Below are 19,847 nucleotides of genomic sequence, written 5' to 3'. Positions count from 1 at the left end.
AGCATTAAGGGTATTTATTAGAAAATATAGGATTGTAAAAAGACCTCATTTTGCTGTTTATATGTAAACAGCAAAATGAGGTCTTTTTTTATGTTGATATACTTAAAAAGCAGGAGTGGTGTTGATATTTTGGTTTTTTGGCTTATTGAATTTCAAAATTTTTCGAATTCTAATTATGAAAAGAATAATTTAATGAAATGTTTTTTTATTAAAATGTAATTATTTAATGATAAACCCTAATTTTTTAGGGGTCATTTGTGTTTTTATTTGATTTATGTATAGATTTGTATTGTTTTTAAGGGGTTTATTTCAATATAATATGATTTTTGCCTGATTTAGCCCTATAAAAATAGGGGATTGATTTTGTTTAGTGAATTTTTAAATGTAGTAAATATGAATATCGAAGAATTGATAACTGTATCAATTACGGAGTTTTTGGATGTTGAAGTACATAGGGATACCGGAAACCTTGATTTTTCTTCTAAAATTGAAATTGTAAAAAAAAGAATAACAAACAAAGTAAAAAATAGTCCGGATGCTTATGGTATGGTCAATGGTGTTGAAGGATATGAATATGAAATGTTTTTTAGCAGTAATCCTAATGATATGATCAAGATTGATGGTTGGATACCTATTGATACCAGCAGAATCGAAAAAGCTGACAAAATTGCTGAATATATCGAAATAGGATTATTGAGAAAGATAGGAAGTTCTTTAAGCTAACAAACATTAGTTTTATAATTGTTTTTTAGCAATGGATTATGTAAAAGCTGTTTCCTGATAAAGTAAAATATGAACCCAAAAATAATATGAATTATGAAAGTGAATGAATTAATAACCGAAGCTATCACTGAGTTTTTAGAGGTAGAAGTACAGGGTGATACCCAAGATCTTAATTTTGCATCCAAAATTGAAATAGTAAAGAAGCGAATTACTAATAAAGTGAAGAACAGTCCACATCTTTATGGAGTTAATGATAATGCAGATACATATGAGTATGAAATGTTCTTTAGTAGTAATCCCAATGATATGATTAAAATTGATGGTTGGTTACCAATTGATACCGGGAAAATTGAAAAGGCTGATAAGATACAAGAGTATATCGAAATTGGATTATTAAGAAAAATTGAAAAAGCGGCTTAACCTGCATCGTTATAGTTCATAAATTTTTTCCAAAAAGGAATAAGTTTTAAGCTCTGTTTACGGAATATTGGTATATTTAAACTAATATTTAGTAAACAGAGCTTTTTTTTGGTGAGAATAACGCTATAGTATTCTATTTTTTAAGTACTAAAATGCTTCAAAAAAAGTTGTTTTTATTGCTGAAAAATATAATTTTTAAATAAACTTAGATTTATAAATATACAGGTGTTTTCCTGAACAATTTAGTGTTTGAAACCTTAAAGGTCTAGTAGCTTTAAGTGTTTCTTGTGTTGCCGGTTATGAGAAGTCATAACCGGTTTTTTTGTGGTACTTGTTTTTTATTAATGGTATTATCGAAATAATACAAGCTATTGGTATAATGATATATATCCAATAAGGAATAGGAAAAGGATCTCCTTGTGCATAAGAATGTAATCCTGACAAATAATAGTTTACCCCAAAAAAAGTCATAATTAGACTTCCTAAAGCAAATAAACTACATACATTATAGATGTGTATGTAATTCTTAGGGGTTATAATTCTTATATGAAGTACAAAGGAATAAATAATAATGCTAATGAGAGCCCAAGTTTCTTTAGGATCCCAGCCCCAATATCTTCCCCAGGATTCATTTGCCCATATGCCTCCAAGAAAAGTACCAATAGTGAGCATGTAAAGACCAATGGTGCTTGTAAGCTGATTGATATTGGTGAGTTTATGTATGGTGTTTTCAGTCTCTGCATGATCAGAAAAAGTATTCATACACATCAGTAACAAAGAAATTAAAGATAAAAGAGATCCCATAGCCAAAAAGCCATAACTACCTGTTATGATTGCAACGTGAATTAATAACCAGTATGATTTTAGGACAGGAACCAAATTAGTGATCTCAGGATTCATTAAGCTTCCGTGGGCAATACCAATTAGACAGATAGCTAATATGGAAGCTGTAGCTGGAGCAAAAGAGCTTTTCTTGTAAAAAAGAAACCCGGCAAGCATTCCTACCCAAGCAATAAATATACTTGCTTCATATCCATTGCTCCAAGGAGCATGGTCAGAGATGTACCATCGTAGTATGATACCAAAGGCGTGTAAAATGAAAAGAACAAATAGTAAGAAAAGTGTACAATCAATAATTTTTTTTAAAATGTTGTTAGTTTTCTTGAATATTGCTAAAAAGCTTAGAGGCACTAATAGTATTCCCAGGCAACAATATCCGATCAGACACCACAAAAATATTGGGTTGTTGTTAAACCATATTTCTAATTTTACTTTGGTTTCTGAAACAATCACCGTTGTTCCATTATCCCTTTGAAAGTTTTTGATTAAATCAATGGTTTCATCTGCTTTTTTCCAATTACCATTATCAATACCAATGGTAAGATTTGCAAAATAGGTGGGAATGATTTTTGAATAAAAAAGTCGATCATCTTCATCGAATGTTACTTCTTTATCTTTAGGTGCGAACCATTTCAACGAAGGCTCATCTTTTTGAGGAAAAATTTTAAGAAATTGTCCATTAAAGATTCCCCAAATAATATTGATGCGTTCATCGATTTTAATAATGTCCTTATCAAAAACCGAACGTTTTCCGGGGGCTTTGGTGTAAGCTTTATTAACTATTGATTCTAGTTTATAGTTTCCTTGAAAATCAAAAAACTGTGAAGCACTTGTGTAACCTGAAGTATTGATTGTGAGTATGTCCTTTAACTCTTTAATTGCTTTTTTTTCAACTTTAACAAACTCTATTAATTGCCAGGAATCGGGTTTGTATTGCATTCCTAAGAATATCTGAGCAGGGGTGAGTTGTCTTTTTTTGCCTTCTTGGTCAATATAACTGAAGCTGCTTTTACCATGGATTTTTCTGATCAATTCTAGTGATAATGTACTGATAGGTTTGATTCTACCCTGAAAATCCTGAACCTGAACAGTGGCAAATTTTTCTACATGAACAATATCAATGAGCTGTCTGTTGATTAATTCGTGCGATTCCAGATGATGCAGTTGTTGTGCTGGTAATTGATTCACAAAAAGTAATACGAAGCTTAAAACACTAAATATAATTTTTTTTCTCAACGTAGTAGTTTTAGTGTTAGTCCAAAATGAGAGCTTTTCCAGCATATACTGAGTAGCATTCCCAGAGCCAATAATGCATAACCAAGATAGGTGGTTAAAGTACCCCAATAATCATGGTTAACAGAAAGTATAGTTCCGGTTTCATCAGGTAGATAAGCAGATTGAAAAAAGCGATATCCCTTATGATTTAATACATTGTTCATGAAAATAGTGTAATCAAAGAATCTGTTTTCTTCCTGAATTTCTAAATTGCTATAAAAAGCTGAAGGGCTATTGGATCCTGGATAACGTTCTAGTATAAAGTCTTTTAAAAAAATGGAAAAAGGGAGTTTTATAGGTTTTGATCCATATCTTAGATTTATATGGAGGCCATTGATGAATAGGGTGCTATAAGGATTCATATATCCCGGTCCTCCAAACAATGTGATTTCTTTTTTTTCATTTCCAGACTCTAGAGATAGGATAATGGCAGCTTCGGGATTTTTAATTTCTGGATTTTTTTCTTTCGAAATGATTTCTAAATATTTGTCTTCTGATACTTCGTTAAAAACTATAGGGATTTTGTTTATTTCGCTAAGTGCTTTAAATTGTAATGGTACAAGCGTGTCTTTTGGGTAAAAACTAGCTTTATTAAGTATCATAGAAAAGTAGTTGGTGTCTTCCGGGAACGATGCGGACCAAATGCCATTCTTTTTGGCAATAAAAATATCTTTTTTGGATTTATGGGGGTTTTCAAAAGCAATTGGAATCCCATATATTGTTTCTCTTTCACCTTTTTTGATGTAAAAATCTTTTCGCTCGTCGTTGTCTGCTATTACAATATGTAGATAGGTTGCTCCGTGAGTGGTGTCTTTGAGTCTGTATTGGGCTCTAGGGATATATTTTTTTAAGTTGACATAGATGTCCTGGTTTTCAAAATTGTATTTCTCACTGATATTATTAAACCCAAGTTCACTCATGAAAATCGGGTTGCTGATAAAGTGTTGATTAATAGAGCCATTACCTAATTGCATTTGCAGGTAACTATCTATAGAGATCATCCTGTTGCTGGCTGTTTCTTCTTTGATCGTCATTAATGCTTCATAACCTCTGTATCTAGTGATTCCGGAACCTAGAATGATTATGATAAATGCTATATGAAATAAAAAAACGGGGGCCTTTTCCCAACTAAAAAGATTGTATTTGGGAATATTTCCCAAGAAGTTAAAAGCGAGAAGAAGGACTAAGATTTCAAACCATTTAGCATTGTAAACCAGTGCTTTAGTGGTTTCGGTTCCATAATCATTTTCTATAAAAGTTGCTGTAGCCATTGTGATTGCAAATACAAGTAATAGTATTCCGCTTGTGCGATTAGAAAAAAGTATGTTCAATAGGTATTTCAATGGCTTTTCTTTTTTTTAATACTCTCCCGCTTCTACTCTTTGTATTCTGTTTTGAGTATCAATGACATTATTCTTGCATTCCAAGTTCTACCCATTTTTTGATCACTTCTATTGCACAACTATCGATTTTAACCCCTTTTCGATAAGGCATAGGGATAAATCCCTGTGCGTGGGTAATAGAACCTATCAATTGTCCGCTTTCTCCCATTTTTTTCAAGCTTTGATAATCAAAGATTTTATTTCTTGATGCTTTTTCTTTATACACATCTGGAGCGTGACATTTAAAACAATGAACTTCAATTAGTGATGCCACTTGTTCATTGTAAGTTATGTTTTCAGGGATATTGCATTGTTGTTTTGGTTCTCCATTGCAAGAAGAAAAAGTAATAAACAATGCTAATATGAATGTTATTTTAATTATGTCAGTTGAGTTCATATTGTGTTCTTTTAGTTCAGGTGTTTTGAGGCTTCATTTAGTGGAGTATTTCTTTTTTATTTTTAACCATTCTTCTTCGCTTAATGGTAGATGTTTCTTTTTGCTGGAAAAAGGGTCAACTCCTCCTTTTAGATACGCCTGAATCTTTTCTAACGGAATGGTGTCTTTCATTTTTTCTGCAACTTTGTAGATGTGATTACCATGAAAATCATGACATTGTAGACAGGTATTCCATTGTTCGTTAGCTATCAATTCTTCGTGCGGTGTATCGATAGGGTCATTTTTTACCTCTAGATCGTAATGGCAGTTCACGCAGAATGCAGCGTCTTTAAGAACGATTCTGGTATCATTATGTTCTCTATGACAGGTTTCACATTCTGTAGCGTTAATATTAGCAATAGCTTCTTTAAACCTAGGTTCTAGAAAACGATGCGTAGGATGGCGGTCATTAGGTCTGTCGTGACATTCCAGACATTTTTTGTTATCCACGTTTTCAGTTCCGAAATCAGCTTTGGTTTTGCGCATTCCAAATGTGTATGCTATATTGGATTGTAATTGTTGCACTAAATTTCCTTTCGCATCGGTATGGCAGGCGTTACATGATAAGCCTTCGTGGCCTGTATTAAGTGGACCCAGGCTTAAAAAGTTTTCTGTCTGTTTCAGAGGTAGAATGATATAAATAATAATGCCGATGATGATTCCGATTATCGAACCAATCCGTTGTCTTTTGCGTAGTGGATTTTTACTAAACATATAGTTGTTAATCGTTTAGAAAGCTAATGCTCACATTGCTGGTTTTCGGAAAACTTACACATGTTAGAATGTCTCCGTTTGCAACTTCTTCTTCTGATAAAAAATGACCATCTATCATTTTTACTTTTCCTTTTACACATTTTGCTTTGCAGCTACTGCACATACCTGATCTACATGAATATGGTAGCATAATATTTTCTGCCATTGCTGCTTGCAGGATAGTTTTGTCTCCCGAAACACTTATCTGATGTTTCTTTTTTTCCTGATAGATGGTCACATTACTAATAAAATCTTTAGAATCGCTGGATGTTATAAAATTAGCGCTAAAGGCTTCTAGTTTAATTTGATTTCTGGCAATACCATGATTTGCTAATATCTCTTTTGCTTTATCCATAAATCCTTGCGGGCCACACATCATGTATTTACCATCGGCGTATTTGAGCATGTGTGTTTCCATAATTTCGGTAATGAGCTCTTCATTTAATAAATCCTGATGGTAATTTGGTTTGTTAGAGCTGTTTTTTTCTAGTATATGTTGGGTGCTTAAGCGTTCTGGATACTTTTTTTCAAGATCTTCAAGTGCTTTTTTAAAAATGATAGCTTCCTCATTTTTATTAGCATAAATCAAAATGATTTTGGATAAAGGCTCTTTTTCTAAAACAGTTTTAATAATAGAAAATATAGGTGTAATGCCACTTCCTCCTGCAAAAAAGACATAGTTGTGTTTTGCTTTTTTATCAGGTTCGATGTAGAAACTACCTGCTGGTTTTTCAATTTCTATTTTTTGACCTGCTGTTAGTTTTTCACAGATGTAATTGGAGACTATCCCTTTTTCTACTTTCTTGACTGTTATTCTTAGAAACTTATCTGTAAAAGGGTTACTGCTAAACGAATAGGCTCTTTTTTCAATTTTATTTTTAATTGGGATTTTTACTGTAAGAAATTGCCCTGGTTTGTATTTTATTTTGTTAAAGATTCCACCTTTGTTAAGAATGACACTAACGGCATCTTCGGTTTCGTGAATTATCTCTTTGACAGTTAACATCATAATATTTTGTTTTTTTATTTGTAATAAAATACAACCCCAATATGAAAAACTACTAAAAATGTAATTACCACAGACAGCAGTACGTGAGTGATCATCCAGGATTTAAAAATCCATTCTTTTTGACTTTTAATGATATCAAGATTGACGGTACCCAGTATCATATTAATAAAAAATATATACGATAATAGTGCGAGGTATCCATATCCAAACTCTAATGCGTGTATGTAGAAAAAAATTGGAGAAACAAGACCAATCCACTTGTGTAAACTTGTAAAACGGACGGAATGTTTTCTTAATTTCTTAGATACTCTGGTCAAAGTAAGTATCCATTGAAACAGTATGAATGCCCCAACGAATACTCCAGACCATCGTTTGTATTCTTCATCGAGTTGTAGATCGTATAACCATTGCCATTTTAGATTTAGAAGATATTGTAGAATGTACAATGCAAATAGGCTAAACCCAATAAACAAAAAACTATATGATTTTTTCACTCCGGCCGAATTATTCATTTTTATCTTGAAACTAAGTCTTTTGTTTTGGTTGTTTTCTTAGTGTCGGCAAGTAGTAATTTTTCAAGACTATGATAGGAAGCTAATTTTCTTACACTATCAATAAAAACCTCTGCTGTTGGCAGATAGAAACCTTTGGAGGGCCATTTATTACCAATTTGAGGTTTTGTACTATCGATTTTAAAAGCGGCTATTTCTTCAAGATATGCATTGTATATGGCTTTTGTGCCGTTCCTATAGGCGTTTATAACTCCTATAGCTTCTTTGTATGATAGGGAGTCAGAAGGGTATTGCCAGGTGGTTGCTCCCATAACATCCCCAAGTTTCCAGTCGGTTTTTGTGGTGCTCTTATGGTCGTTGTGGCAATTAACACAAGGGGCTGCTACTGCAAGATCTGCAAACATAGAAGTGTATAATTTCTGGTCTTCCTCATAGAAGTGTTGTGGTTTTTGATCTGCCTTTATTTTAGCAAATAGCTCAGCCTGTTTTCCCTGAAATTTGTTAGAAGCATTGATAGGAAAATCAGAACCTAAATATAATCCCAGTGGTACATCGCTTTTTCGGATATCTGAAGAAATTCCTCTTAAGAATAACGCTGGCAGGGGTCCTGCTTCTACTTCGTCATCTTGCCAGTCTTCATCAAATTTTAACCCTTGCTTTTTCCCTGCTCCTACGATTCCTTTAGTATACAATGTTCGGGTGATATCATTTTCCTCGGCCACCAGGGTAAGTATATCTGCAACGGCAAATACTTTGTCGGATGTTTCATTCGATGAGGTTTCTTCTGGTACGCCACCACAAGATTGAAGAATAGCGCAATACAAGGTTAACAGTAAGAAAAATATTCCCTTCGCTTTTAGATGATTCATATTGTTGTGTTTTTATGTTGATTACTTTTGCTAATACCTTTATGCTACCTCTCCGTAGGCGGCGGTTTTCATAACAGATGCCATAACACCATAGGTGTCAGTCCAGGCGGTTTCTACTTCTGGAGTAAAATCTTCTCCAAGTCCGGTTGCCAGTGTGCTTAGTAGTGCAGCGCCTACAGTGTCATAATGCGAAGATTCTACTTTATAGTCTACGTGTCTTTTTCCTAAATCCTGTAATATGGGTATTAGTCTGTCTAAATTGCTAAGCCCTGCTACGGCAGAAGAAAGCATTGTCATTAACTTATTTCCCTGGCCTTTCATGGCTTCGGCATCATCTACTGGAAATATTTTCTTTAATTCAGGATCTAATTCGAAAAGCTTATTATAAAAGATTTCTGCTGCAGTCTCTGCAATAGGCGCAACTTTACTAAAAGATGTTTGTACCAATTCAATTGTGCGTTTTTCCATAATTACAATTTTATAAGTGAGTTAATATAGATAAGTATTTATACTTAATTTTATTCCAAATATATTCGAATGGCTAATAAAACACAAATATTATATTTTTAATAAAATAGTATTTTTAGTGGTTAATTTACTTGTAAATAGGTTTATTTTGGTTATTTGTTGTTTATTTAACTTTTTTTTTAAAAATAATTTAATTTTAGTTTTTCGATTTTACAATACTAATAAAAATACGTATTTACACTTAATATAGAGAGTTTTATGATTTTCGTTTTATTCTGTTCTTTTTTTGCAAAAATGATAATTACACCTAACATGTAAATTTTGTAGAATGCATAAGTTAAGTTTTAGTAAATAATCATTTTCATAAGTTTTTGTATGTTTAACAGTGTTTTAAGTCGATTTTTATTTTGAATATTAACGAATCAAGATGTCACTTTTTTTCAAAAATCTTATTTTTGATATGTTCTTTTATGGATTTCATAATTCATAACTCCATTTGAAGTCTTCTGCCGTGTTTTAGTTTTATTTTAAGTAATAATACTTAATTTTGAAATCCTATCTAATTAAAACAAAACTCTTTTATGGCATTTAAATCTTATAAAACTACCTGTTCGTATTGTGGTGTTGGTTGTGGAATAATAGCCAAAAAAGATGCTAAGGGAGTAATTACAGTAGAAGGTGATCCTGACCATCCGGTGAATAAAGGTATGTTGTGCTCTAAAGGGATGAATTTACATCATGTGGTTCAGGATAAAAGCGATAGAATTCTGTATCCCGAAATGAGATGGAGTAAAGCGCACGAACGTCAACGAGTATCTTGGAATCAGGCTTTTGATCGAGCAGTAGCTGTTTTTAGTACCATTATTGATAAATACGGACCAGATAGTGTCGGTTTTTATGTTTCCGGACAGTGTCTTACCGAAGAATATTACTTGGTGAATAAGCTTACCAAAGGATTTATCGGAACAAACAATATAGATACGAATTCTAGATTATGTATGAGTTCTGCTGTAGTAGGATACAAACAATCTTTAGGAGAAGATAGCGTTCCTATTACCTATGATGATATAGAGCTGGCGGATTGTTTTATGATTGCCGGGGCCAATCCTGCCTGGTGTCATCCAATTTTGTTTAGAAGGATTGAAGCACATAAAGAGAAAAATCCGGATACCAAGATCATTGTGGTAGATCCACGAAAAACACAATCTTGTGACATTGCAGATTTACATTTGCAGATCATACCTGGTACCGATGTAGTACTTTATAATGCGATTGCAAAACGATTAATTGATCGAAAAAAAATAGATAAAAATTTTATAGCAAATCATACCGATAATTTTGAAGTACTAAAAGAATCGTTACAGTCCACTTCATTAACGGAAGCAGCAAAAATATGTGGAATAACGGTAGCAGAGATTAAAAAGGCCGCCTCGTACATAAGTAATGCAAAAGGTTTTATTACACTTTGGGCAATGGGATTAAATCAAAGTTCTATTGGAGTAAATAAAAACAACGCACTTTTGAACTTGTCATTGCTTACTGGTCATATCGGAAAACCAGGATCAGGTCCATTTTCACTTACAGGTCAACCAAATGCTATGGGAGGTAGAGAAGTAGGAGGAATGGCAAATCTGTTGGCAGCGCACAAAGATTTAAGTAATAAGGCGCATCGTGCAGAGGTTGCTAATTTTTGGGGAGGAAAAGAAATTTCTGAGAAACCGGGATTGACAGCAACAGAAATGTTTGATGCGCTAGAGACCGGAAAACTAAAAGCAGTATGGATTATATGCACCAATCCTTTAGTAAGTCTTCCTAACGTTCATAAGGTCGAAAAAGCACTGAAACAGGCCAAATTTGTCGTAGTTCAGGATATTTCACATCGTTCTGAAACTTTGGAGTATGCGGATTTAGTATTACCAGCTGCCGGTTGGGCAGAAAAAGAAGGTACTATGACCAATAGCGAACGTCGTATTACGTATTTAAATAAAGTAGTTGATCCACCTGGCGAAGCTTTGCCGGATGCAGAAATCCTTTGGAGATTTGCACAACAAATGGGATATAGAGGATTTGATTATACCTCTGTAGAAGAAGTATATAAAGAACATTGTCAATTGACCAAAGATACCAATATCGATATTTCAGGATTGAGCTATAATCGATTAAAGAATGAAGGTAGTTTTCAGTGGCCTGTACCAGAAAATGGTCATTCAGGAACAGAACGTTTATTTGAGGACAAACGTTTTTATACAGATACCAGAAATGCCAAGTTCGTAGTACCGAGATTTACCAAACCAACTTCAGAATTATTAACAGAAAAACATCCTTTGATTTTAACAACAGGTAGAGTTCGCGATCAATGGCATACCAGAACAAAAACCGGAAAGGTAAATAGACTGCTGACACACATTCCGCATCCCTTTCTGGAAATGAATCAAGTAGATGCCTTTCTTCGAAAAATAAAAGATGGTGATATTGTAGTCATAGAAAGTAAAAGAGGAAAAGTTCAGGTAAAAGTTAAGGTAAGCGATACCATTGGTAAAGGAGTGGTGTTCTTACCAATGCATTGGGGTAAAGTCTTAGGAAATGATTATGGGCGGGCTAATAATTTAACCACTAGTATTATCGATCCTATTTCTAAAGAACCGGATTTTAAGTTTTCTGCAGTGCAAGTTTCGAAATTCATAAAGGAAAAACAGAAGATTTGTATCATCGGTGCAGGGACTGCCGCATATCGTTTTATTCAAACGTATCGTGAACATAATATCGAAGATGAGATTACAGTATTTTCTAAAGAACCCTATCCTTTCTATAATCGAGTATTGTTGCCGGAGTATGTAAGCGAAGAACTCACTTGGGAGCAGTTACAGAAGATGCGTGAGGGTAGTATGGAATCTCTTAACGTAACCTTATCTACAAGCAATCCGATTACCAAAATTAATAGAGAAGAGAAATATATAATTGACAGTAAAGGAGAAAAACACGAATACGACGTTGTTTTAATGGCAACCGGTAGTCGTGCCTTTGTACCAAAAGAAGTGCCGATTCATTTGCCCGGTAGATTTACAATGAGAGATCGCAGTGATGCTGATAAGCTTAAAAAGTATCTTGATGAAACCGGTTTACCTGAAAATGAACAACATGTAACCATTGTAGGAGGTGGATTGCTAGGTCTGGAACTAGCAGCGGCTTTGCGTAAAAAAGAAGTAAAAATTACCATTGTACAGCGTGGTAACCGATTAATGGAACGTCAGCTGGATATCGTGGCAAGTCGTTTGTTGGCAGAAGATGTACGGGAAAAAGGAATACAAATTCATTTTGACAACGAAGTAGATACTGTTTTTAATCAGGACTCAGGATCCTTATTGATAAACCTGAAATCCGGAAAATCCTTTGGCTGTAATGCAATTGTATATTCTATCGGTACAATTCCTAATATTGACTTAGCAAAAACCGTAGGTATTGATTGTCGTCGTGGGATTGTGGTGAATCAATATTTGCAATCTAGTGATCCAGATATTTTTGCAGTAGGAGAGATTGCAGAGTTTGACGGTAATTTATTTGGAATTACCGCTGCGGCAGAACAACAAGCAGATATCGTTGCGAAATACTTATTAGGAGATTTTAGCGCTATTTACAGAGGATCTGTGTTTATGAATATCCTGAAGTTTGAGGATTTGGACCTTTGTAGTATAGGTAACATCGATATGCCAAAAGATGATCCATCTTATGAAGAAGTAATTTTTATGGATGTCGGAAAACGTTTTTATAAAAAATGTATTGTCCAGAATGATTGGTTAGTAGGCGCTATCCTAATGGGTGATAAAAGCGAGTTTGCGGATTTTAAAAGATTAATCGAAGAGAAGATAGAATTATCAGAAAAAAGAGATGAGTTACTAAGATCATCTCAGCCCGATGAACCTGTATTGGGTAAACTGATTTGTTCCTGTAGTCAGGTAGGAGAAGGTAATCTGGAAGAAGCAATACAATCAGGATGTGAAGATTTCTCTGAGTTATGTGTAAAAACCGGAGCCGGATTAGGATGTGGTAGTTGTAAGCCCGAGGTAAAAGAAGTGTTGAATAATGTAATGCAATTAGCTTAGTTATGGAAGAGTTTATGCATAGAGTAAATATAAAAGGTGGCATTTTATCACCCAGTGAGTTACAACGTATTATAGTGTATGCAGAGGATTTAGGACTAGAAACTTTTCATTTCGGATCCAGACAGGATATCATATTTCCTTCAAAAGATCCAAAAGGGAAATCACTTATAGAACATGAATCCTTTCAGGCTGATTTTTTCGCTCCGGAGGTGGAACAGAATATAAGCTGCTCCTACGTGTCTATAGATATTTTTAATTCTACTGTTTGGTTAAGAGGTACAACATATTTATACGTGCTGGAGCAATTTAGATATAAACCTAAATTAAAAATCAATATCACAGATCCACAACAGCAAATGGTTTCTTTATTTTCTGGGGATCTTAATTTTATTGCCTCTACTAACGAAGATTATTGGTATTTGTTTTTAAAACTACCCGGTTGGGAAGAAGTTTTTTATCCCGTATTGATATTTACCTGGGATATTGCTAAAGTTGCCCAGGAAATCGAAAAAATATATCAAAAAGTAAATAATGTTGATGAGCTTTTTCAGTTTCTAAACGAAAGTATTGACACCAATAATCGAATGATCGAAAAACCACTGAGTGTGAGTTTTAAACCATTTCCATATTACGAAGGAATGAACAAAATGGGAATCAATCAATATTGGTTAGGATTGTACTGGAGAAATAATAAATATGATCTTAAATTCTTAAAAGCGCTTTGTGAGTTTTGTATAGAATATCGTATTGGAAAAATATGTTTGACACCCTGGAAATCTTTCGTGATTAAAGGAATTCCGAAAGAGTGTAAGTTAGCATTAGAAAAACTTTTAGGACAATTCGGAATTAATGTTCGGCATTCTGCCTTAGAGTTAAATTGGCATTTGCCTGTCGCTAGTCAGAAGGCATTGGATCTGAAAAAGTTTTTGGTTATGAATTTTGATCAGAATGATATCAGTACGTATGGTATGACGTTTACAATCAGTATCCGACGCAAGCAAAAAAGATATTTTACATCAGTGGTCATCGAAGAAAATAAAACACCGGAAGCGGTAAAGGATTTTGTTGTTAGGCCTACTTTTAACGTGCTGTATGCTAAAAAATTTGATCCTAATACCCGACAGTATATTGTATACGCACAAGATATAGATCAAATGGATTTACCAACTATCTTATTAGAGTTAACAAAGACGTATTTCCAAAATCTGGGAGAAGGAGATGAGGAAAGTTTTGATGGAGTAGCTGCTAAAAAAGAGAAAACAGAAATCGAAGTTTTTCAATGTCAGGATTGCCAAACAATATATGACCCTTCTGTTGGAGATGTTGTATCAGATATTCCAGCTGGAACTGAATTTACGGATCTACCGAAAACTTATGTATGTTCACTGTGTGAAGCTTCCAAAAATAGCTTTCAGAAAATGACTTTGGAGGTGGTGTAAATCATTAAAGGGTTTTGTCTAAAAAATATCCAGATGCGTCACAGGTAGTATTGATATATAAATTATTTTTGTTATGAACCTGTCTACCAACAGGTAGATGTAAACCTGAATGTCATGAGTATTGAAGCGACAAAATTAGAATTAATGCATTTATTGCTCCAAACACAAAAAGAAACTTTATTGGCTAAGCTAAAAAAGGTTTTTGAAGAAGAGCAAACCGATTGGTTTACAGAAATGAGCAGTGAAGAGCAAGAAGAAATTAAAACAGGAATAGCACAAGCGGATAAAGGGGAATATATCGATAACGATCAAGTAATGAAGCGTTTTAAGAAATGGCATTAAAAATCGTTTGGACTCCTCAAGCTGAACAAGGATTAGATAAAGTATTAGAATATCTAGAAAAGGAATGGACGTCAAAAGAAATTTTATCTCTAGAAAAGAAAATTCAAGAGTTTATAGAGAGAATCAGTAAATAGCCGGAAATCTATCCATCCACAAATCAATATAAACATACTCGTAAAGCAGTTATCGATAAAAACAACTACATTATCTATAGAATCAAACCCAGAAAAGGAATCATAGAATTCATCAACTATAGAGGAACAAAACAAAAACCAATAGTATAAAAGCCAAGTGAGTCTCCAACTCTCTGCTCAACAAAGAATGATGAAATATATTGGTGTTATGCTACAAATTTCTCCAATTTTATCCGATGAGCACGAAATAGATAGGGGGAAATCCGGAATAGTTTATTTATTATGAAAATCTCTATTTTTCACCAAAACATCTTCTTGTACATACAGATCAACAATCGTTCGAACCTGACCCGAAAATTGGGCATGTCGGTAACGTAACTCTAAACTGTCTTTATTTAGGTATGTTATCTGGAAATATTTATAATCCTTTTCAATGTTCATCAATTCCGGAAGCTGATCACTTTGTAGTTTGATGAAGTAATGACCTTCCTTATTTTGAGTAATTTTCCAATTGGCAAGAAGAGAAGGACCACATTCCTTCTGTTCTCCGTTATTATCTTTCACAGTCATATCCGGTAGATAGGTGGTTCGATAGGATAAAAAACAACCTGCCATATTCATCCTTGTCCCATTATTATGTCTCTTAGCAATTTTCCAGGTTTTACCCGACTTTCCTGCAATGAGTTCCGTAGAATTTTCGGGTATTTGGTAGGGTTTCTTATTGCTGGAACAAGCTTGTATTGCTATTATCGTTAATGCTAAAAATAAAATTTTGAAATGCTTTATCATCATATATAAATTGATAAGTATCAAATATCAAAAATTGTTCCGACTTGCAGTATAGATTTTTTCTCTTTTTAATAAGAAGTAAGCTCATCTCAGTATGTTTTTACATTTAGATACAAAAAAATACAAGTAATTTATTGAGACTATATTTTCATCTTGATATAATATGTGCTAGTTTTTTTATTGATTTTCACAATATATCATAATGTGTTTGTCATCCTGAACTTGATTCAGGATCTCATTTATAACAATCAAATTTTAAGCAAGATGAGGTGTTGAAGTAAATTCAGCATGACAGAAGAAATTCTTTTATGCTAGAAAACGGACAATCAGTATTTTTTTTAATAAAAACTAATTGCCAAAAAAACAAAAGATATTTTTATTCCAAACAGTTGTTTTTTAACGCCTTATGTTTTGTAAAATCGGCTCTTACATAACATAACCACTACTTTTTTTCATCTTCAGAATAAAAATTTTAAAAAAAGTGAGAAATCAATGGTAACATATCTATTTCATATGACACATACTTATGAACCGGCAAATTTTCCTCTTTTGTAAACGATCATTATTGTATGATCAAACTGTTAAAAATAATAAGATGGTTGTTGAAAGAAGTGAGGGTTTTGTGCAGTTCATCTTAAAAATAGGTATGTGAACTTATGCTACTAGTAAAAAATGAATTGTATCCAAAAAAAGGAAATAATTCCTATTGTGATAAAGGGTTTTTTCCCGTAGGTTTGCCGCCGCAAAAAAAGTAAGTCAAGTTATAATTATTAAGTATTGTTTTATGAGGAAAATTGTTTGTTTGTTTACGATGATAGTAAGCACTGTCATCTTAGCACAAGAAGGGTATTATGGAGGATACAGTCCATCTGCAACAACTACACCAACTGCGGCAAAAATTGCAGGTGGAGGCAGTGCAACTGTAAATCTAACCAGCGGAAGTGCACAACAGTATGTGCCCATTTATAATATCGATCAAAATGGGGTTTCCTGGAGCACAGGATTGCAATATAGCTATTCCGGTCTCAGAGTTTTAGAAGAACCTTCATCTATTGGTTTAGGGTGGGATTTAGTGGCTACAGGAATGGTGTCCAGAGAAGTGAGAGGGTTGCCGGATGATCATCCTAAAGGATATCACGGGTCCGAAAATCTGCGAGGCACCATTTTGGATCCTTATTATTATTTTGATCCCAATGCCAACAATGCTTCAACAAATGGGAAACAAGTTATCAAAGAACATCACGCCTATTTGCTGGCACAGGGAATGATGGATGGCGAACCGGATGTTTTTCATGTAAGTGCCGGTGGAATTAATTTTTCTTTCAAGTTGGATGAAAACTTACAACCCGTATTGTTATCACACCACAATGTAAATGTAAGTTTTAGTTGGAACCAAATTACAGTAACGGATTCCGAAGGAGTGCGCTATGTTTTTGGAGCCAAAGAGATCTTTACTCCGGTTCCCGAAGATGATATTGTACAGACATTTGGCCACGGTGGTACAGCATTATTGCCAATAGAGCCGAATTATCCTTATACTCGTAGTTGGTATTTAAGTAGTATACAACCACCCAATACGACTCAACAAATCAGCTTTACGTATCAGAATCATTTGTTCAAAACCAAAGCGTTTTTACCAAAAATCTATTCGTATAAAGGATTACAAGCACAGTTTTTAGAAGGATTGTTAACAAAAGTAGTGTTTACTCCCGGGAATCCTTTACAACTTCCTCAACAACAGCAGCCAGCAGAATTACAAGAAGGACAGGATCCTAATGTGTATACACATACCCGATTGGATGTGGATGTAACCGTTCCGGTATTAAAGAAAATTACGTTTGCCGATGGTTCTCTGCATTTCAATACGGCAACCGTTTCATCGGGGGCACATCACAAATATAGTTCTGTGGACCTTAAAGATTTTCACGGAAAATTAATCAACTCGTATGACTTTTTTACCGAAGGGAACCGAGATCTGTTAAAAGAAATCAAAACCAATAATGAATTCGCTTTTGGCTTTGACTATTATTATGAGGATATCCCATCTGATATTCCGGTTTTTGAGTATAATGATAAAGTAGTTAATTCCACCATGGATGTTTGGGGCTATTACAATGGTTCTCAATCGACTGTAGATCAGTTAAAAGCGAAAGGCAGCACCTTGCCTTCCTTAAAATATACGGTAGCCGGGGCGTTAAAAACTATACATTATAAGACGGGTGGACAAACAGAAATACAATATGAGTCTAATAAATTTCCACAAGTTCTTGATAGAAGTGAAACGAACTATCATACTTTTAAGATATCCAGTCGTAATGCCAGTGGGATTGGAACGTCGAGAAAAGTGGCACGATCAAGTGTTTTTAATACTCCTGTTCAAATCGAAATAGAACATACAGCTTCTATCAAAAAATATGGATCACGCGTACAGCTTAAAATCTTTAAAGAAGGGTATGAGGGTGAATATATTCCATATACAGACTGTACCAATAACAACGGGATTGCACAATTGTATATTGATGAGGTTGGAGAACGAGAGGATCTGGCTGAAGGATTGACGCAATATCATAGTTACGGAAAGTGTTCGTTTACGATTCAGCCCGGAACATATACGTTTTATGTAGAAACTGAAGCTAGTACAGAAGCAGAAATAAATGTTAAAATTACAAGTAATCAAGGATATGTAGAAGAATTGTATGATCAATGGTATGGTGGTATTCGGGTCGCTAGTATACGCAGTTGTCCTGTAGATACCGAGCAATGTACCGAAAAAAAATATGAGTACATAAATGATCAATGGATTTCCAGTGCCAAAGTATATACCGCATTAAAGCAATCTCCAAGAAACTACTGGTACGGAAATACACATAGGTATTATATTCCATTTTATGTAGAAGGGAGAGGATTACCCATCTATTATTCGCAAGTTAGCGAATCCGTAGTTGCTGCTGATCCTATGAGCAATGCCAAGAACGGAAAAACAGTGTATACGTACGAGGATCCGTATTTCTTTAACGAGCCTTATGATTTCAACACCAGAGAATACTATGACCGGGCACCCAAAGGAGTAAACGAAGGCGGATTGCGAATCAGCACAGTCAAGACTTATAAAACAGATACTTCTAAGTTTATACCAAAAGATCAGTTAATCTCAGAGCAGCTATACGAATATGAAGCGGTGACGTCACCAACAGATTATTTCGGGAATGCAACCTCCAATGCCTATCCATACGGAATTAAAGTAATTGCAAAAACACAGATCAAACGTGATATGCATTATGATAGATTGATTCCGATTATTATGCAACAAAATAATATGAATGTACTTCCGCTGGGATTACAAGATTTTAAGGAATACTATGAAAATCGTACACAAGCAGAGTTCGAAGAGTATGCCCGAAGAATGCTAGGATATACTGGTTTTCCTGTAAATTCTTTTGGTTGGAACGATCTATTCAGAATGGCCAAAGGAGTAGGCAGCGTAGAATCTGATCAAACAGAAATTACCAATGAAACAAACGAAATGTACACGATTATCAGCTATAAAGACACCAATGTACAATACCAGCGAAAAAGAGTAGTGAGCAAAACCTATTCTGATATGGATCCTGATCAGTTTCAGGAAGGTATTCAGGAGTTTGAGTATGATAGCAATCAGCAGGTAGTGGAGCAACGCAGTACCACCTCTAAAGGAGCCACCAAAAAAGCAAAATACTATTATCCATACCATAGTACAGTAAATAATAGCACTTTGGTATCCAATAATCGAATTGCTTCTCCTGTAAAAACAGAAACATTTCATAATAACAAAAAGCAAAGTACTGCCTTGGTAAATTTTGATAACTGGAATCCGGGAGGATATCTTCCTAGAACAATCCAATCGGCTAAAGAAAATACAGCGCTAAAAGATCAAACTATTTTCCATCAATATGATGAGTACGGTAATCCATTAGAAACTTCTGCCAAAGAAGGAATTCATACCATCTATGTTTGGGGATATAATCATACAACACCTATTGCAGTGATTACCAATGCGACCTATATTGGTATGCCATCAGCGGTAAAAAATTTAATTAATGCAGCCATCGTCGCTTCTGATAATGATGTGAGTATAGCAAGCGAAAATCAATTAAGAACCGCTTTGCAAAACCTAAGAAATCATAGTTATTTTTCAAAATCACAGATGGTAACCTATACCTATGATCCATTGATCGGGATGACCAGTACCACCGATGTAAGAAACAGAACAGCGTATTATGAGTATGATGCTTTGCATAGACTAAAACAAGTAAAAGATCAGGATGGGAATATTCTATCAGCCAATGAATACAATTATAAAAACAACTAATACAGTAA

16 protein-coding genes are annotated in these 19,847 nt (G+C 34.3%); 7 read left to right on the top strand and 9 right to left on the bottom strand.

Annotation, left to right across the window (positions count from 1 at the left end; genetic code table 11):
- The first annotated feature begins 393 nt into the window (after nt 1–393).
- The gene (locus ACFSR1_RS23795) at nt 394–723 is read left to right on the top strand and encodes a hypothetical protein (protein WP_378295537.1); all 330 of its coding nucleotides are present in this window, start codon (nt 394–396) and stop codon (nt 721–723) included.
- Nucleotides 724–816: 93 nt separating this feature from the next.
- Nucleotides 817–1,143, top strand: coding sequence for a hypothetical protein (locus tag ACFSR1_RS23790; protein ID WP_378295536.1), 327 nt, complete (start codon nt 817–819; stop codon nt 1,141–1,143).
- A gap of 297 nt (nt 1,144–1,440) precedes the next feature.
- Here ACFSR1_RS23790 and ACFSR1_RS23785 read toward each other — a convergent pair whose 3' ends face one another.
- The 8 genes from ACFSR1_RS23785 to ACFSR1_RS23750 all read right to left on the bottom strand — a co-directional run bounded on the left by ACFSR1_RS23785 (nt 1,441) and on the right by ACFSR1_RS23750 (nt 8,687).
- Entirely contained in the window at nt 1,441–3,219 is a 1,779-nt protein-coding gene (locus ACFSR1_RS23785) for a cytochrome c biogenesis protein (protein ID WP_378295535.1), read from the bottom strand.
- Nucleotides 3,216–4,601, bottom strand: a complete 1,386-nt coding sequence (locus ACFSR1_RS23780) for a cytochrome c biogenesis protein ResB (RefSeq protein WP_378295534.1) — start codon at nt 4,599–4,601, stop codon at nt 3,216–3,218. Before ACFSR1_RS23780 ends, ACFSR1_RS23785 begins: the two co-directional genes overlap by 4 nt.
- Nucleotides 4,602–4,668: 67 nt before the next feature.
- Nucleotides 4,669–5,037, bottom strand: coding sequence for a hypothetical protein (locus ACFSR1_RS23775; protein WP_378295533.1), 369 nt, complete (start codon nt 5,035–5,037; stop codon nt 4,669–4,671).
- A 33-nt stretch (nt 5,038–5,070) separates the two neighbouring features.
- Nucleotides 5,071–5,790, bottom strand: a complete 720-nt coding sequence (locus tag ACFSR1_RS23770) for a cytochrome c3 family protein (protein WP_378295532.1) — start codon at nt 5,788–5,790, stop codon at nt 5,071–5,073.
- A gap of 7 nt (nt 5,791–5,797) precedes the next feature.
- Nucleotides 5,798–6,838, bottom strand: coding sequence for a 2Fe-2S iron-sulfur cluster-binding protein (locus tag ACFSR1_RS23765; protein ID WP_378295531.1), 1,041 nt, complete (start codon nt 6,836–6,838; stop codon nt 5,798–5,800).
- 14 nt (nt 6,839–6,852) lie between these two features.
- Entirely contained in the window at nt 6,853–7,332 is a 480-nt protein-coding gene (locus tag ACFSR1_RS23760) for a hypothetical protein (RefSeq protein ID WP_378295530.1), read from the bottom strand.
- A gap of 20 nt (nt 7,333–7,352) precedes the next feature.
- The gene (locus ACFSR1_RS23755) at nt 7,353–8,219 is read right to left on the bottom strand and encodes a c-type heme family protein (protein WP_378295529.1); all 867 of its coding nucleotides are present in this window, start codon (nt 8,217–8,219) and stop codon (nt 7,353–7,355) included.
- Nucleotides 8,220–8,258: 39 nt separating this feature from the next.
- Entirely contained in the window at nt 8,259–8,687 is a 429-nt protein-coding gene (locus ACFSR1_RS23750; RefSeq protein WP_378295528.1) for a globin family protein, read from the bottom strand.
- A 581-nt stretch (nt 8,688–9,268) separates the two neighbouring features.
- Here ACFSR1_RS23750 and ACFSR1_RS23745 point away from each other — a divergent pair.
- The 4 genes from ACFSR1_RS23745 (at nt 9,269) to ACFSR1_RS23730 (ending at nt 14,702) form a co-directional block, all read left to right on the top strand.
- A complete protein-coding gene (locus tag ACFSR1_RS23745) occupies nt 9,269–12,787 on the top strand; it encodes a molybdopterin-dependent oxidoreductase (protein WP_378295527.1) in 3,519 nt (1,172 codons plus the stop codon).
- 2 nt (nt 12,788–12,789) lie between these two features.
- A complete protein-coding gene (locus ACFSR1_RS23740) occupies nt 12,790–14,226 on the top strand; it encodes a rubredoxin (protein ID WP_378295526.1) in 1,437 nt (478 codons plus the stop codon).
- A 114-nt stretch (nt 14,227–14,340) separates the two neighbouring features.
- Complete coding sequence (locus ACFSR1_RS23735) at nt 14,341–14,568, top strand: hypothetical protein (RefSeq protein ID WP_378295525.1); 228 nt, start codon at nt 14,341–14,343, stop codon at nt 14,566–14,568.
- Nucleotides 14,559–14,702 (top strand): hypothetical protein, encoded by a 144-nt coding sequence (locus tag ACFSR1_RS23730; RefSeq protein WP_378295524.1) that lies wholly within the window; start codon nt 14,559–14,561, stop codon nt 14,700–14,702. Before ACFSR1_RS23735 ends, ACFSR1_RS23730 begins: the two co-directional genes overlap by 10 nt.
- A 273-nt stretch (nt 14,703–14,975) precedes the next feature.
- Here ACFSR1_RS23730 and ACFSR1_RS23725 read toward each other — a convergent pair whose 3' ends face one another.
- A complete protein-coding gene (locus ACFSR1_RS23725) occupies nt 14,976–15,494 on the bottom strand; it encodes a hypothetical protein (protein ID WP_378295523.1) in 519 nt (172 codons plus the stop codon).
- Between the two features lie 781 nt (nt 15,495–16,275).
- On the opposite strand from ACFSR1_RS23725, the gene ACFSR1_RS23720 reads away from it, so the two are divergent.
- Nucleotides 16,276–19,839, top strand: coding sequence for a hypothetical protein (locus ACFSR1_RS23720; protein ID WP_378295522.1), 3,564 nt, complete (start codon nt 16,276–16,278; stop codon nt 19,837–19,839).
- Nucleotides 19,840–19,847 lie beyond the last annotated feature (8 nt).

Source organism: Aquimarina rubra (assembly GCF_042684305.1).
GTDB classification, from domain to species: domain Bacteria; phylum Bacteroidota; class Bacteroidia; order Flavobacteriales; family Flavobacteriaceae; genus Aquimarina; species Aquimarina rubra.
Note: the sequence above shows the minus strand (reverse complement) of the source record. Positions and strands in the feature narration are given on the sequence as shown.

Excerpts from the sequence above, each read along its gene's own strand:
- ACFSR1_RS23795 (WP_378295537.1), top strand. The coding sequence starts at position 394 with ATGAATATCGAAGAATTGATAACTGTATCAATTACGGAGTTTTTGGAT.
- ACFSR1_RS23790 (WP_378295536.1), top strand. The coding sequence starts at position 817 with ATGAAAGTGAATGAATTAATAACCGAAGCTATCACTGAGTTTTTAGAG.
- ACFSR1_RS23775 (WP_378295533.1), bottom strand. The coding sequence starts at position 5,037 with ATGAACTCAACTGACATAATTAAAATAACATTCATATTAGCATTGTTT.
- ACFSR1_RS23770 (WP_378295532.1), bottom strand. The coding sequence starts at position 5,790 with ATGTTTAGTAAAAATCCACTACGCAAAAGACAACGGATTGGTTCGATA.
- ACFSR1_RS23765 (WP_378295531.1), bottom strand. The coding sequence starts at position 6,838 with ATGATGTTAACTGTCAAAGAGATAATTCACGAAACCGAAGATGCCGTT.
- ACFSR1_RS23755 (WP_378295529.1), bottom strand. The coding sequence starts at position 8,219 with ATGAATCATCTAAAAGCGAAGGGAATATTTTTCTTACTGTTAACCTTG.
- ACFSR1_RS23750 (WP_378295528.1), bottom strand. The coding sequence starts at position 8,687 with ATGGAAAAACGCACAATTGAATTGGTACAAACATCTTTTAGTAAAGTT.
- ACFSR1_RS23745 (WP_378295527.1), top strand. The coding sequence starts at position 9,269 with ATGGCATTTAAATCTTATAAAACTACCTGTTCGTATTGTGGTGTTGGT.
- ACFSR1_RS23740 (WP_378295526.1), top strand. The coding sequence starts at position 12,790 with ATGGAAGAGTTTATGCATAGAGTAAATATAAAAGGTGGCATTTTATCA.
- ACFSR1_RS23735 (WP_378295525.1), top strand. The coding sequence starts at position 14,341 with ATGAGTATTGAAGCGACAAAATTAGAATTAATGCATTTATTGCTCCAA.
- ACFSR1_RS23730 (WP_378295524.1), top strand. The coding sequence starts at position 14,559 with ATGGCATTAAAAATCGTTTGGACTCCTCAAGCTGAACAAGGATTAGAT.
- ACFSR1_RS23725 (WP_378295523.1), bottom strand. The coding sequence starts at position 15,494 with ATGATGATAAAGCATTTCAAAATTTTATTTTTAGCATTAACGATAATA.
- ACFSR1_RS23720 (WP_378295522.1), top strand. The coding sequence starts at position 16,276 with ATGAGGAAAATTGTTTGTTTGTTTACGATGATAGTAAGCACTGTCATC.